The 14,826-nt window shown below is 35.4% G+C and carries 16 protein-coding genes, 1 pseudogene, 1 riboswitch and 1 other annotated feature; of the genes and pseudogenes, 14 read left to right on the top strand and 3 right to left on the bottom strand.

Features of this window, described 5'->3' with window-relative positions; translation table 11 throughout:
* Positions 1–77 precede the first annotated feature (77 nt).
* A riboswitch (TPP riboswitch) is annotated at positions 78–179 on the top strand.
* Positions 180–283: 104 nt separating this feature from the next.
* From BLV40_RS17870 to BLV40_RS17845, 6 genes are all read left to right on the top strand, one after another.
* Entirely contained in the window at positions 284–604 is a 321-nt protein-coding gene (locus BLV40_RS17870) for an MTH1187 family thiamine-binding protein (RefSeq protein ID WP_006093425.1), read from the top strand.
* Complete coding sequence (locus tag BLV40_RS17865) at positions 576–1,352, top strand: ABC transporter permease (RefSeq protein ID WP_026592555.1); 777 nt, start codon at positions 576–578, stop codon at positions 1,350–1,352. The genes BLV40_RS17870 and BLV40_RS17865 overlap by 29 nt, the downstream gene beginning before the upstream one ends.
* Positions 1,349–2,347, top strand: a complete 999-nt coding sequence (locus BLV40_RS17860) for an ABC transporter substrate-binding protein (RefSeq protein WP_090692463.1) — start codon at positions 1,349–1,351, stop codon at positions 2,345–2,347. Before BLV40_RS17865 ends, BLV40_RS17860 begins: the two co-directional genes overlap by 4 nt.
* A complete protein-coding gene (locus tag BLV40_RS17855) occupies positions 2,344–3,093 on the top strand; it encodes an ABC transporter ATP-binding protein (protein WP_090692460.1) in 750 nt (249 codons plus the stop codon). The genes BLV40_RS17860 and BLV40_RS17855 overlap by 4 nt, the downstream gene beginning before the upstream one ends.
* Positions 3,094–3,155: 62 nt before the next feature.
* Positions 3,156–3,926 carry a hypothetical protein gene (locus tag BLV40_RS17850; RefSeq protein ID WP_139265563.1) on the top strand — a complete coding sequence of 257 codons (771 nt, stop codon included), beginning with the start codon at positions 3,156–3,158 and terminating at the stop codon, positions 3,924–3,926.
* Positions 3,927–4,252: 326 nt separating this feature from the next.
* On the top strand, positions 4,253–5,794 hold the full coding sequence (locus BLV40_RS17845; RefSeq protein WP_090692452.1) for an ABC-F family ATP-binding cassette domain-containing protein: 1,542 nt from the start codon (positions 4,253–4,255) through the stop codon (positions 5,792–5,794).
* A gap of 98 nt (positions 5,795–5,892) precedes the next feature.
* Here BLV40_RS17845 and BLV40_RS17840 read toward each other — a convergent pair whose 3' ends face one another.
* Positions 5,893–6,210, bottom strand: coding sequence for a hypothetical protein (locus BLV40_RS17840; RefSeq protein WP_026592550.1), 318 nt, complete (start codon positions 6,208–6,210; stop codon positions 5,893–5,895).
* 145 nt (positions 6,211–6,355) lie between these two features.
* Here BLV40_RS17840 and BLV40_RS17835 point away from each other — a divergent pair, with 145 nt between their 5' ends.
* From BLV40_RS17835 to BLV40_RS17815, 5 genes and pseudogenes are all read left to right on the top strand, one after another.
* The gene (locus BLV40_RS17835) at positions 6,356–6,598 is read left to right on the top strand and encodes a hypothetical protein (protein WP_090692448.1); all 243 of its coding nucleotides are present in this window, start codon (positions 6,356–6,358) and stop codon (positions 6,596–6,598) included.
* A gap of 92 nt (positions 6,599–6,690) precedes the next feature.
* Positions 6,691–6,783 (top strand): annotated as a pseudogene (locus tag BLV40_RS17830) (histidine kinase); the annotation flags it as partial.
* A gap of 80 nt (positions 6,784–6,863) precedes the next feature.
* Positions 6,864–7,448 (top strand): TetR/AcrR family transcriptional regulator, encoded by a 585-nt coding sequence (locus tag BLV40_RS17825; RefSeq protein ID WP_026592548.1) that lies wholly within the window; start codon positions 6,864–6,866, stop codon positions 7,446–7,448.
* Between the two features lie 63 nt (positions 7,449–7,511).
* Complete coding sequence (locus BLV40_RS17820; protein WP_090692445.1) at positions 7,512–8,753, top strand: MFS transporter; 1,242 nt, start codon at positions 7,512–7,514, stop codon at positions 8,751–8,753.
* A gap of 60 nt (positions 8,754–8,813) precedes the next feature.
* Positions 8,814–9,062: a helix-turn-helix transcriptional regulator gene (locus BLV40_RS17815; RefSeq protein ID WP_081811054.1), complete on the top strand. Its 249-nt coding sequence runs from the start codon at positions 8,814–8,816 to the stop codon at positions 9,060–9,062.
* A gap of 79 nt (positions 9,063–9,141) precedes the next feature.
* On the opposite strand, the gene BLV40_RS17810 is transcribed toward BLV40_RS17815, so the two are convergent.
* Together BLV40_RS17810 and BLV40_RS17805 are read right to left on the bottom strand one after the other, a co-directional pair.
* Positions 9,142–10,425, bottom strand: a complete 1,284-nt coding sequence (locus BLV40_RS17810) for an MFS transporter (protein WP_090692443.1) — start codon at positions 10,423–10,425, stop codon at positions 9,142–9,144.
* 108 nt (positions 10,426–10,533) lie between these two features.
* Positions 10,534–11,847, bottom strand: coding sequence for an alkaline phosphatase family protein (locus tag BLV40_RS17805; protein ID WP_090692440.1), 1,314 nt, complete (start codon positions 11,845–11,847; stop codon positions 10,534–10,536).
* A 154-nt stretch (positions 11,848–12,001) separates the two neighbouring features.
* Between BLV40_RS17805 and BLV40_RS17800 the strand changes: the two genes are divergently transcribed.
* The 3 genes from BLV40_RS17800 to BLV40_RS17790 form a co-directional block, all read left to right on the top strand.
* The gene (locus tag BLV40_RS17800; RefSeq protein WP_090692437.1) at positions 12,002–12,286 is read left to right on the top strand and encodes a YesK-like family protein; all 285 of its coding nucleotides are present in this window, start codon (positions 12,002–12,004) and stop codon (positions 12,284–12,286) included.
* Positions 12,287–12,390: 104 nt separating this feature from the next.
* Positions 12,391–12,601: a binding site (T-box leader), on the top strand.
* 46 nt (positions 12,602–12,647) lie between these two features.
* Complete coding sequence (proS, locus tag BLV40_RS17795; protein ID WP_090692434.1) at positions 12,648–14,078, top strand: proline--tRNA ligase; 1,431 nt, start codon at positions 12,648–12,650, stop codon at positions 14,076–14,078.
* A 257-nt stretch (positions 14,079–14,335) separates the two neighbouring features.
* On the top strand, positions 14,336–14,826 hold a 491-nt coding region (locus BLV40_RS17790; RefSeq protein ID WP_170833675.1), incomplete at its 3' end, for an SH3 domain-containing protein.

Raw genomic sequence — 14,826 nt, 5'->3', positions numbered from 1 at the left:
TCAAGAAAATTAAGTGTAAAGTGATGAAAAAATGTGATTTGTTTGTTTGAAAAAATAAATCATGCTACAATGAAAACGAATTAAAACCGGGGAGCCAATTGGCTGAGAGGATGTAAGTGAGCATCGACCCTCAACCTGATCTGGATAATGCCAGCGTAGGGAGTTACTTAAAGTGATGTAAGCAGATGTTATTGTATAATAACTTGCATGCAAGGCTTTCCTACGTATTTCGTGGGAAAGCCTTTTCTTTTTACAAAACATATTTTGCAAGGGGGATTTTAGTATGTCACAACAAGTTACCATTTCATTTTCAGTCGTACCACAAGCAAAAACGAAAGATGTGTATGCCGTTGTTGATAAAGCAATTGAAGTCGTACAACAATCTGGTGTTCGTTATGAAGTAGGTGCGATGGAAACAACGCTAGAAGGAGAATTAGATGTGCTTCTCGACGTGATCAAACGTGCACAACAAGCTTGTGTTGATGCTGGGGCAGAAGAAGTGATTACGTCTATTAAAATTCATTATCGTCCAAGCACTGGTGTAACGATTGATGAGAAAGTTTGGAAGTACCGTGATGAATATGAAAAACCAGAAACGATCTAATATAACAATTACAGCGCTTTGGCTAATCCTTCTCATTGCCATATGGGAAGGATCTGTTTCATTATTTCAAATTGAACAGTGGATTTTGCCTAAACCTTCTGCTATTGTACAGGAACTGATTGGAATGAAGGATTTATTACTACCAAATATAATACAAACATTGCAAGAAGTTATTATCGGATTATTCTTTGCGATTTTACTTGGAACGAGTATTGCAATTATTATGGACGTTATTCCATTGTTTCGTTTGTTAATTAATCCGTTACTCGTTATTTCACAAACCATTCCCATTGTCGTGCTAGCACCTTTATTTATTATTTGGTTTGGATATGGGATGCTTCCAAAGGTGATGGTCGTTATTCTTGTTTGTTTCTTTCCAATTGCTCTTAGTATTTTAGAAGGTTTTCAAACAGTAGATAAAAATATGCTCAAGTTACTACAAACAATGCGAGCGTCGAAATGGCAAATCTATCAGAAGGTAAAATTCCCAGCTGTGCTCCCGTATTTTTTCTCAGGACTAAAAATAGCTGTTACATATAGTGTGATGGGAGCAATTATTGGGGAGTGGCTTGGTGCGAGTGAAGGATTAGGTGTCATGCTTACGCGTGCAACAAAATCCTTTTTAACAGCTCGTGTATTTGGTATCGCAGCAATTATTGTCATGGTCACATTGTTCTTGTATTTTATTGTAGAATTTATGGCAAGACTAACAGCACCATGGATATACAGAAAGGACGGCAGAAAATGAAAAAAGGTTTGAAAGTTATGCTAGCCGCAATACTTGCAGTTGGTGTTGTCGGTTGTAATGCAGCGAAGAAAGAAGAGAGTACAGATAAGGAAAAGAAAGTAAAAGTTGTTTTGGACTGGTTTCCAAATACAAACCATACTGGTTTATATGTAGCAAAGACGAAAGACTACTATAAAAAGCAAGGTTTAGATGTAGAAATTATTCAGCCAGGTGATAACGTATCGGTAGAGCAAATGATTGCATCAGGAAAAGCGGATTTCGGTGTGAGTTATCAAGAAAATGTAACATCAGCTCGTGTTGAAGGAATACCAGTTGTTTCGATTGGAGCAATTATTCAACATAACACATCTGCATTTGCATCGTTGAAAAAAGATAATATTACTTCTCCGAAAGAGTTTGAAGGAAAGCGTTATGGGGGCTGGGGAGCGCCAGCAGAAGAAGCAACACTGAAAACAATTATGAATAAACATCAAGCTGATTTTAATAAAGTAGAAAAGATCGTTCTTGGACAAACAGATTTCTTTAAATCAATTGGTAGAGATGCAGATTTTGAATGGATTTATTATGGCTGGGACGGTATTGAAGCAAAACGACAAGGAAAAGAATTAAATACAATCATGGTAAAAGATCTAGATCCAGCCCTAGATTTCTATAGCCCTGTCATTATCACAAGTGAAAAGAACACAAAACAAAATAAGGATTTTGTGAAAAAATTCATGAACGCAACGGCAGAGGGATATAACTTTGCAATTAAAGAGCCAAAAGAAGCAGCTGATATTTTAATAAAAAATGTACCGGACATTAATAAAGAGTTAGTACAAGAGAGTCAAAAGTGGTTAAGCACGAAGTATCAAGATGATGCGAAAGCATGGGGAGTACAGAAGGAAGAAGTTTGGACGAATTACATGAATTTCTTACACGATAATAAAGTGATTAAAAAGAAAATTGATGTAAAAGATGCATTTACAAATGAATTCCTTCCAAGTGAAAAATGAGCGGATTACAAATAAAAGATGTTGTGAAAGCATTTGATGGAAAAAATGTACTAGAAAAGATTAGCGCTTCTATACAAGAAGGTGAGTTTGTCTCATTTGTAGGCCCAAGTGGTTGCGGGAAAAGTACGTTATTAAATCTGATTGCGAGCGTTGAAGAGGCGACTAGTGGTCAGGTAATTTACAACGATACTCTTGTTCAAAAACAGGATATTGTAAGCTATATGCCGCAGCAAGATCTATTGCTTCCGTGGCGCTCAGCACTACAAAATATTGTTCTTCCATTAGAAATTGATGGGAAGCCAAAGAAAGAGCGACTTGCAGAAGGAATGGAAGCCTTGCAGCAGTTTGGTTTAGCTGAATATGCAAATCATTATCCGGATGCATTGTCTGGTGGTATGCGTCAGCGGATTAGTTTTCTTCGTACTTATTTATGTGAAAAGCCGATTATGTTACTTGATGAACCGTTTGGTAAGTTAGATGCATTTACAAAAATGGAAGTGCATCATTGGCTTTTAGATTCATGGCATCAAGAGAAGCAAACGATTGTAATGGTAACGCATGACTTAGATGAAGCGATTCTGTTATCTGATCGTGTATTCATTATGTCACAAAGACCAGCAACAATTGTAGGTGAGGTGAAGGTTAATTTACCTCGTCCTCGAACGATGGATATGTTAACATCCCTTGAGTTAAAAGAAGATAAAGCAGAGATTTTAGGGATATTAGCTCCTTATATGCGGAAGTAAAAAAAGCCTCTTAACAATTTTTGGTATAATGATTGTTAAGAGGCTTTTTGTATGGAGGAGATATGATGGATAAAACAATTCAACAAATGATAGATGAATTAAACGTAAATAGTGTAGAAGAGATAAAGCCGCAATTGAAGAACAAGATTAGCATGATGCAGCTTGGTTTGGTGGAAGAGTCTGATGTAACAACAGAAGAAGTGGAAAAGCTAGTTGACTTTATGAAATTACGTAACGAATTTTTAGAAGAAACACCAGAATTGACAGGGAATTTTTTAGTAGGGAAATTCGAGCAGATATTCGATGAATTTACAGATTCTATGATTCAAAAAGGATACGTAGAGCATGCGATGTCTTTCGTAACAGATTTATTAAAATGTATGGACGCAAGAGCGGAGTTAGCCAAAATTATGCTGCTTCGTAAGAAATATGATGAATTTGATACGAAAGATGCGTTTTATGAATTGAAAAATACTTTTTATCGAATGATGAATAAGCAAGCAAGAGGAAATCTTCATCGAGAAATGTTTCTTGTAACTGGATGTATACATACAATTCTGTTTGATTTAGAAGAACAATCACAAGAACATGGCCGAGGAGTTATCAGCTGTTTAACAGATTATACAACAGGTGAACAGAAGTCGGTAAAACAATTTGAGGAAGAAGAGCACGTTCCAGAAGTAAAGAAGATAGCAAGTAAAGAGTATGGCGTAGAATTGCAGAGAAGAATCCATATGTGGAAATCATTAACTTTTGATTTTACAAGTCCATATGTAATGGAGAAAATGTATGAAGAAATTTTTAGTGAAAAAGAGGAACAAACAGATTTATAACGAATAAAATATAAGAGCATGGTATATGCTTGTTATAGAACAATAATGATTTACAAAGGAGTGAAAGGATAAAATGACTTTATCAACTGTTCTTCAAATGGTTTTAGCTTGATATGGGAGGAGTCTGCCCATTTTTAAAGTTTAGGCCAAATTGAAGACAGCAGGTAAAGAACCTTAATCCTTTTTTACGATAATAAAGTGAAATTGTAATGGGTAAGGTGTATTCACCTTACCCATTTTTTCATGTATACACAATTAAATAAGATCTTTATTTTGCTGTTCTCTCTATTTGGCTTGTTAGTTATAAAGAAAAGGAGAGAACAAAAATGAGCGTATTAACAGTAGAAAATCTTATGCATACGTATGGAGATAAAACCATTTTATATAATGCTTGTTTTCGATTATTACAAGGGGAGCATGTTGGACTTGTTGGAAATAATGGTGCAGGAAAGTCAACATTGCTTCGGCTGTTAACAGGAGAAATTTTGCCTGATGCTGGAACGATTGAATGGTTTCCACATGTGAAGATCGGTTTCTTACAGCAACATATTGATTTACAAGAGGGAACAACGATTGAAGAATATTTACAAAGCGCTTTTTCTCATCTTTATGAAATTGAACGTGAAATGGTAACACTTGCTGAAAAGATGGGAAAGGAAACGGAGTTAGAAAAGTTATTAGTGAAATATGGAGAATTACAAAATATATTGGAAGGCTCAAATTTTTATCAAGTTCATACAAAAATAGAAGAAGTAGCAGCTGGCTTAGGTTTGTTAGACTTAGGTATGAAAAAAGATGTTTCAAAACTAAGTGGCGGCCAGCGTACAAAGTTATTACTTGGAAAGCTTCTTTTAGAGAAACCACATGTCTTATTGCTGGATGAGCCAACGAATTATTTAGACACAGTTCATATTGATTGGTTAAGGGCATATTTACAAGCGTATGAGCATGCTTACATTGTCGTTTCACACGATGAGTCATTTTTAAATCCCATTACAAATGTTATTTATCATTTAGAAGGGCAAACAATAAAGCGATACGCAGGAAATTATGAAAGGTTTTTAGAAAGCTACCAACTTCAGAAGCAACAATTACAAGTAGCTTATACAAGACAGCAAAAAGACATTGCAAATTTAGAGAGTTTTATCCAAAAAAATAAAATTCGAAAAGCGAAACAAGCAAAAAGTCGTGAAAAGGTATTGGAGAAAATAAAAAAGGTTGAAAAGCCTAACGATGTAACAAAGCCGTATTTTCATTTCAGCATTCACACTGATCCTGTGAGCCGTATATTACAAGCAAAACAGATTCAAATTGGTTATGCGGAACCATTATTTTCATCTTTTAATTTACAAGTGAAAAGAGGCGAAAAGATTGCAATTGTTGGTCATAATGGAATTGGAAAAACAACAATGTTAAAAACGTTACTAGGGCAACTAGAACCATTAAGCGGAGCAGTTCATATTGGAGAGAGAGTACAACCTGCATATTTTGCGCAAGAAGAGTTTGCAGCTGAAATTACACCACTTGAGCAAGTATGGTCAAGGCGTCCGGATATGACGCAAAAAGAAATTCGACAATCTTTAGCACGATGTGGGTTAAAGGCAGATCATATTCGGCAATCTCTATGTTCTTTAAGTGGCGGAGAACAGACAAAAGTACGTTTATGTGAGCTGATGCTAATGAAAAGCAATTTTTTAATTTTAGATGAACCAACGAATCATTTAGATATATATGCGAAAGAGGCATTAAAGGAAGCGTTAGAGCAATACACGGGAACGATTTTACTTGTTTCTCATGAACCTTCTTTTTATGAGTCTTGGGTGACTCGAGTTTGGAATCTGGAGGAAATGGATGTTACTAAAAGATAAGAGGGAAATTTATTTGGAAGTGTAATGGGTGAGGGATAGATTATTTTAGTGAGAAATTATGAAAGCAGCTACGTGTTACGTGGCTGCTTTCGTATTATTTACTGGTTTACTTGTAATCGTTCTTGGATGAATAGTAGCAATTTAACAATGCTATCTTCCGTATAAATATCAAATTTTTGTCGATGAAATTCACCATGTTCGTGATAAAAAATCAGTTCACCTTTCCCAGCAACTTCGTTTATTAACATATGAAAACTAAGTGGTGTTGCTACAATTGATCCATTATCATCTCTTAAAAGAATTTGGCAGAGCGTTTTTTGTTGTGCAACCTCATATAAAAAATCGTAATGAAAGGATTGGGCTAGTTTTTCTATCTGGGATAATAGTAGAGTTTGTATAGCATGATTTTCGTGCATACAATGTAACCTCTTTTCGTTTGTATGTATAAAGTATTTACTGTTATTTAGTATATTAATTCTGAGTATCATTTGTATACCATATTGTGGTACCATTTGAAATTTTCATGTAAAATAATAGTAAAAATATGTAAGGGGGAATTATGTGGGTTTTGTGATAGCAATATTATTATTTTTAGTATTAATTGGAATGATTGCCAAATCGATCAAGAAAAATAAACGAAAAGTAAATCTTTATAAAACAGGTAATGGTGATAGTACTGCTTCTACACCAGTATTCTTTGCAGGATCAGATAATGATAGTTCACATGATTGCGGAAGTTCTTTTGGAGGCGATAGCGGTTTTTCAGGCGGTGACGGCGGTAGCTGTGGCGGCGGTGGAGATTAAGGAGAAGCGCTCTTTATGGGCGTATTTCTTTTTAAACAAACGTTTGATTAGTGGACTTGAACTCGTATAGAATCAGCTAAATAAACGTTTGATTAGTTGCCGGTGGAGTATGTATTGTCAAACTTGGTTTTAAGATTGGAGTTATTCATACACCTCGAATCTGGTTTGAAAATACATTTTCCTAAATAAGGAATATAGCCTCTTGTAATAGAGGTTTTATATTTGTTATTATTAGACTGAACGGTCGGTTTTGTGAGGTGTGAACATGAGAAAGAGTGCAGAAGAGATAAAAAAGGAAATAGCGTACCAAGCGGAAGAGTTATTTTCACAAAAAGGATACGCTGCAACATCTATGGAAGACATTTGCGAAATTACAGAACGTAGTAAAGGTAGCATTTATTATCATTTTAAAAGTAAGGAAGAATTATTTTTATTTGTGGTAAGACAACATACGTATGATTGGCTTGAAAAGTGGAATGAAAAAGAAAAACAGTATCATACGAGTACCGAGAAATTATATGGACTTGCAGAGTACCATGTAGAGGATACACAGCATCCTATTTTTAGTGCAGTTGAAGAGTTTTCCATGAGTCAAGTTGTAAGCAAAGAGATTTTAGATGAAATGCTTGTTCTAGCAAGAGAATCATATGGTGTTTTTGAGAAATTAATTGAAGAAGGCATAAAATCTGGAGAATTCCGTCAAGGAGATATCCGGGATCTTATGTATATTGTGAATGGTTTACTATCTGGGCTTGGTGTACTTTACTACGAGTTAGATTCTGTAGAAATGAAGCGAATTTACAAAAAAGCAATTGATGTATTATTACAAGGACTGGCAGCTGAATCATAAATCAGCAGCTTTTCTTTCATATTAATTTAGACTGAACGGTCGGTTTATAAAGGGAGGAATAACATGAAAGAGTTATTTAAAAATCGGGCATTTATGCTTGTTATGGCGTCTGATATTTTACAGCAGTTTGCGATTTGGATTCGAAATATGGCATTGTTGTATTTCATTATGGAGCGAACAAATAATGATCCTGTTTCAGTTTCATTATTATCGGTTATGGAATATGCACCTATTTTTATTTTTTCATTCATTGGTGGTGCGCTAGCAGATCGTTGGAATCCTAAGAGAACGATGGTAGCTGGAGATATGCTAAGTATGTTATCCATTATAGGGATTATTTCACTGTTAAAAATGGATTATTGGCAGGCTATATTTTTTGCAACTCTTGTTTCAGCAATTGTTGGGCAATTTTCTCAGCCTTCATCGTCACGTATATTTAAACGTTACGTAGAAGAAAAACATGTTGCAAACGCAATTGCTATTAACCAAACGCTACAGTCGTTATTTCTAATTTTTGGTCCGGTTGTAGGTTCGATTGTATATACACAACTTGGATTGTTCGCATCACTATATAGTTTAATCGGCTTATTCGTGTTATCTGCTATTACTCTTTCATGTTTACCCAGATGGGTTGAAAAAGAGAGAACGGAGAGTATTTCATTATGGAATGATATAAAAGAGGGCTGGAGATATGTCCTTCAAACCCAAAATTTATGTATGATTACAATTACTTTTGCAATTATGGGTTTAGCAGTAGGGCTAACAAATCCATTAGAAGTATTTCTTGTTATTGAACGATTAGGTATGGAAAAGGAGGCCGTTCAATATTTAGCAGCAGCTGACGGGATAGGTATGCTAATTGGAGGCGTCGTTGCAGCAGTTTTTGCTTCAAAGGTACATCCGAAAAAAATGTTTGTGTTTGGTATGATTGTATTGGCTACGTCACTTCTAGTAGAAGGACTGTCTACATCATTTTGGGTTACTAGTTTGATGCGATTGGGAACGGGAATTTGCTTAGCTTGTGTTAACATTGTTGTTGGAACGCTTATGATTCAGCTTGTACCAGAGAATATGGTAGGGCGTGTAAATGGTACGATTTTACCGCTTTTTATGGGAACTATGTTACTTGGAAATTCACTAGCTGGGGGATTAAAAGAAGCGACCTCACTTATTATTGTATTTTGTATAGCGATGTCACTTATTCTACTCGCGATTTTTCCAATTTTACGTATGAGAATAAATGAAGAAGCCAGAAATAAAAAAGAGGATACGAATCAAAAGGGGATTACGGATTCTTTGATGTAGGAATTTTACTGGAAAAGGCGCCTTAGGTTCTTTTTTGTATGGAAATTTTTTGACAACTATATGTACCGAATATATACTGATGTTGTAAAAAGGATTTTACAGGTTAGGAGAAATGATGTGAAAAATCAAATTTGCGCATTACGCACTGAAAATAATATTTCACAAGGTGCATTAGCTGATAAATGTAAAGTATCAAGGCAGACAATAAATGCAATTGAAAATAATAAATATGATCCAAGTTTAGCCTTGGCATTTCGTTTAGCAGAAGTATTAGGGACGACGGTTGATCAATTATTTTTGTATAAGTAGTAAAAATTTTAGTGGTGAAAAGGTATCGATGGAATAAGAGAAAATGTCCCTTTCTGCATGCAGAAAGGGACATTTTCTCTTATAGTGTTTCTGATTTTGGAGTAGGTGGTGTAACAGAAGCCGCATTTTCCGGTACGCGTGTTAGTATGAATCCGCCCAGTATAAATAAAATGATAATGCTTAGTACACCAGCATTTGTTCTTCCAGTTAGCTGAGTTGTTACACCGACTAATAGGGGTCCCATAATAGCTGCGAACTTACCGAAAATATTATAGAATCCGAAGAATTCGTTTGCAGATTCTTTTGGTACCAACTTTGCAAAATAGGAGCGACTGAGTGCCTGAATCCCGCCCTGAGAAGTTGCAACTAACATTGCTAAAATCCAAAAGTCGAGAGTTGTTTTTAAGAAATAAGCATATATGCAAATAATGATATAAATAATAATACCGACATATATCATTTTTTTGTCTTTGAACGTTTCAGATAGTTTCCCATACAACAAGGCGAATGGACAAGCGACAATTTGTGTTACAAATAAAATAATAAGTAAGTTTGTCGCACTGATACCAAGGTCTGTGCCATAAGCTGTGGACATTGTAATAATTGTATCGACGCCATCAATGTAGAAGAAATAAGCAAGCAAGAACAAAAATACAGTGCGATATTGACGGATATTTTTAAATGTATTAGCTAAGCGCTTAAAGCTCATTGTGATGGGTTTTGGGTGACGTTCAATATAATGCGTTTGTTCCACATTCTTGAGCATCGGAATCGTAAATAATCCCCACCAAAGAGCTGTAATTGCAAAGGAAATTTGACTGGCAATACCAACTGATAATGGGATTGTTCCTTTTTGGGCAAGGATAATTAGAGTCATGCATCCAATAAAAGGAATTGTACTTCCGATATAGCCTAATGCAAAACCCCGAGTCGAAATCCGAGTCATTCGATCTTCTGTTGTGATATCTATTAAAAATGCATCATAGAAAATGTTTGCTCCAGCAAATCCAACTAAGGCGAGCATATAGCAACCTAGTAGTAAATACCACTGTGAAGTTGGTACAACAGCTAGCATACTTGTAAATATAATACCGAGTCCAAAAAAGAATGTGAAAAAGCGCTTTTTAAATCCTTTATAATCGGCAATTGTACCGAGAATAGGGGCAAGGATAGAAATTAGAAGCGTAGCGAAAGAATTTGCATATCCCCAAAAAGCTGTTGAGGTCGCTCCGGACAGACCTGCTTCTTTTGCTGCAGCTTTGAAATAAATAGGAAATAGTGCAGTTGTAATGACGAGAGAATATACCGAGTTTGCCCAGTCATACAATATCCAGCTTTTTTCTTGCCTGGACATTTTCTTCATATAGTGTTCCTCCTTAAGTTTGTTCTAACAATAGTGTACAAAAATAAAAGTTGTAAAAAGAGAAACAGAGATAAGTTTTACGTAATTTTTACATATATACACATTTCTTTACAATTGAAGTAAATCCTCTATTACAGTTCCATCGGTTTCACCAAGGTGTAATCCGAGTAACCGTGCGATGGTAGGTCCTTCGTCAATGAGACGCATATAGGGAATAATCGTACCTTGACGAATGCCCTTTCCAGCAGCCATGAAGATGGTTTCATAGTTTGGTTTTATTGGAGAATAGCCATGTGCACCAAACGTGTATTTTTTACTAGGGGTTACATCTTTTTCCGTGATTTCCTTTATAAAGTCTCCTGTATAGTTTTGGGTGAAGTAATAGCCTTCACGTGCTTCAAGCATAAAAAGGCAATTTGCATCTGCACCGCGGTCTTTTGCATCTTCATCATGGAGTATAAATTCAATTCCATTTTGTTTATCTTGAAGAAGTTCGTCAAGAAGACGTTGGACAGTTTGTATAGTGTGGATATCATTTTTATCCTTTACATACACGTAAGCGGAGCCATCACAGCTTTGACAATAAGCTTTCCAATCTAGTAATTTTCCTTTTTTATTAACAGAGATGAGTCCCTTTTGATGAAAAAGAACGTTTAGTTGAATTGCTTTGTTTTCACTTAGAGCGCTATGATCACCAAGGGCGATAATGGTACATTCCTCGTATATGTTACTATCTTTCAATGCATGAATAATTTTTCCTAGTCTTTCATCGTGCCTATGGATAGCAGCCCTTGTTTCCTTAGAAGAAAATCCGTAATAATGCCTTTGTGTATCTAAATCTGTAAAATGAACAAACATAACATTAGGTTTTTTTGTTTGAATGGTGTACACAGCGGAAGCGAGAACGAAATCATCAAGTTCAGGTTGTGACAATCCGTTTCTAATATGGCCAAAACGATGATTTAAATCTAGTTGATACAATGGGCTGCCACTAAATAATGAAACCAGAATTTGATTTTGCCACGGTCTATTTGGAAAGATTTCAGGTAAATTGTAGTCAATCTTTGCTCTTCCGGTAACAGGCCATAAAAGGGCAGCAGTTGTTAAATTTGCTTTTCGTGCCTCGTCATATAATGTTGTTCCTTTAATAGAACGACGATACCAATGCCAATCTGGTGATTCCTTGCCGGGCTGAAGTAATGTATTATTTACAACACCATGTTTGTTAGGATAGTTACCAGTTACGATCGTGGCATGACTGGGATATGTTACAGAAGGATAAATGGCTTCTACTTTTTTTGCAATTGCACCTCGTTTGATTAAAGAACGAAAGTGAGGGAGCTCTTGTAATATAGGCAGATCTAAAGCTGATAAGCAGTCAAACGATAAAACAATTACATGGTTTGTTAATGGCTTTTCCATTATATATCCCTCCTAATTATATATAATCTATTATCATATATTACTATTAATACCTGGTCACAAAAACTTATTCTTAAAGAAAGTTTATTGTTTATTTTTAGAATTTTAAAACATATAATAAATTATAAGGGAATGAATGGAAGGAGGGAATGGCATGAATGGATTTGAAGTGTTTTTTATAATTGGAGCTGTGACAATCTTTATTGTATTTACTGTTTCATTTTTATTAAAGAAGCAATTTCCACAGAAATCGTTTGATATTATATTTGCACTTATTTTAATTCTTATTTGTTTAGCTTTCTTTCCAGTTACAATCTTCGCTATTGGCGGATGGGATGGAATGGGTTACGGTATTGCATGTTTCTTTGTTTTAGTGGGAACACTTATCGGTATGATTAGTCATCAAATTATGAAACTCTTTCGAAAAACCTATGTGTAGACTTAGTATAAAACAGAAAAAAGTGAAAAGAATATATAAAAATAAGAAAATTAGCTATTGTTTTAAAATGGAATTTATATTATGATATTCAACAAATTTATCTTGTTATAACGATGAAAAAGGATTAGTACATGTCCCACCTTTTTTGCAGAGAGAGAATCCATTTGGCTGCGAGATTCTTAAAAAGGCGATATGGAACCTACCTTTGCGTTCTGCATGTGCAGCGGGAAGTTCCCGTTATCAAAAAGAGAGCATGTACAAATTTATTTGTACATGAATCAGGGTGGTAACGCCGGCAAAAGCTCGGTCCCTATTTTGGGGACACGGGCTTTTTTTATTTTCTAAAGGAGGAAGAATGAATATGGCAAAAGAACAAGTACAAGCCATTACGAAAATGGAAGAAGACTTTGCTCAGTGGTATACCGATATTGTGAAGAAAGCAGAGCTTGTTGATTATTCAAGTGTAAAAGGCTGTATGATTTTACGTCCATACGGATACGCATTATGGGAAAATATGCAGCGAGTGATGGATGAGAAATTAAAAGAATCTGGTCATGAAAATGTGTATATGCCAATGTTTATTCCAGAGAGTTTACTTCAAAAAGAGAAGGATCATGTGGAAGGGTTTGCTCCTGAAGTAGCGTGGGTTACACATGGAGGAGATGAGAAGTTAGCAGAAAGGCTCTGTGTGCGTCCAACATCTGAAACATTATTTTGCGAGCATTTCTCAAAAATTGTTCAGTCTTATAATGACTTACCGAAATTATACAATCAGTGGTGTTCAGTTGTTCGTTGGGAGAAAACGACGAGACCATTTCTTCGCACAACCGAGTTTTTATGGCAAGAAGGTCATACAATTCATGAAACGGCAGAAGAATCTCAAGAAGAAACTTTAAACATTTTGAAACTATATGCTTCTTTCTGTGAGGACTACTTAGCAATTCCGGTAATTAAAGGGCAGAAAACGGAAAAAGAAAAATTTGCAGGGGCAAAAGCAACATATACGATTGAAAGTTTAATGCATGATGGAAAAGCACTTCAAACAGGAACGTCTCATAATTTCGGTACGAATTTCTCTGAAGCGTTTGACATTAAATTTTTAGATCGTAATGGAAAATGGCAATACGTACATCAAACATCTTGGGGAGTATCAACTAGAATGATCGGTGGACTTATTATGGTTCATAGCGATAATAATGGACTAGTGATGCCACCAAAAGTAGCGCCAATACAAGTTGTCATTGTACCAATTGCTCAGCATAAAGAAGGGGTATTAGAAAAGGCAATCCAGTTACAAGAGCGTATTCAAAAAGTTGCCCGCACAAAAATAGATGCTAGCAATAAAACACCAGGCTGGAAATTTAATGAGTATGAGATGAAGGGGGTTCCAATTCGATTAGAAGTTGGTCCGAAAGATATAGAGAAGAATCAAGTGGTACTTGTTAGACGAGATACGAAGGAAAAAGAGTTCGTATCAATGGATCAATTGGAAGAGCGTATCACATTATTACTGAGTGAGATTCATGATTCTTTATTGAAGAAAGCCAAGGCATTTCGCGATGAAAACACGTATAGTGTTACAACCTTTGAAGAAATGAAGCAAGCGGCTGATGAAAAGCAAGGATTTATCAAAGCGATGTGGTGTGGTGAGCTTGCGTGTGAAGAAAAATTAAAAGAAGAAGCAGGCGTATCATCGCGTTGTATACCATTTGAGCAAGAAGAATTAGCACAAGAATGTATATGCTGTGGTAAAAAAGCAGAGCATATGGTGTATTGGGGCAAGGCGTATTAATTATACAAGTTTTCAAATAGACCTTTATCTCGAATTTGAAAAATTTGAGATAAAGGTCTATTTATATGTTTGTTTCAATTTACAGTATATATTTTGTGGGATGAAATGATGTTATTTTCATTATTTCACTCGTTTTCTACGAACAAATAGAGCAATACCGAAAAGGAACGGTAGTGGATGTGTTAAGATTAAATAGTAATTTGAGTTTGGCAAGGGAGGGTTGAAGAATATAAAAGTATTTATATTCTTATAAATAAATGAGGAAAACAACGAAACAAATCATAACAACTACATTTTTAGCGACTGCAGCATCTCTTATTTCCACAAATGCTTTTGCACAAGAGGAAAATTCAGCGATAGTGAATGCAACGAATTTGAATATACGTGAACAGCCGACAACGCAAAGTAAAGTTGTGGGAAAATTAAAGAAAGGGACAACAGTACAGGTTTTAGGAAAAGAAAAAGATTGGGCTAAAATTTCTCATGATGGGAAAGAAGGCTATGTTTCATTACAATTTTTAAAGATGAAAGTATCAGAGCCAAATGTTGAAACAAAACAACAACCAACAATTAATAGTGAAAAAAAAGAAACAGGTGTTGTTACAGCAACACGGTTAAATGTAAGAAATAATCCTGTTTTGGGAAGTTCGATTGTTGGATATGTTACAAAAAATGAAAAAGTAACAATCCTAGGAAAAGCAAATGGATGGGCGAAGATTAGTTATAAAGGAAGAGAAGGGTACATCTC

This window comes from Bacillus sp. 166amftsu, from assembly GCF_900107445.1.
Classification (GTDB): Bacteria; Bacillota; Bacilli; order Bacillales; family Bacillaceae_G; genus Bacillus_A; species Bacillus_A arachidis.
The sequence above is the reverse complement of the archived record's forward strand: the minus strand, read 5'-3'. Positions and strand labels throughout refer to the sequence as shown.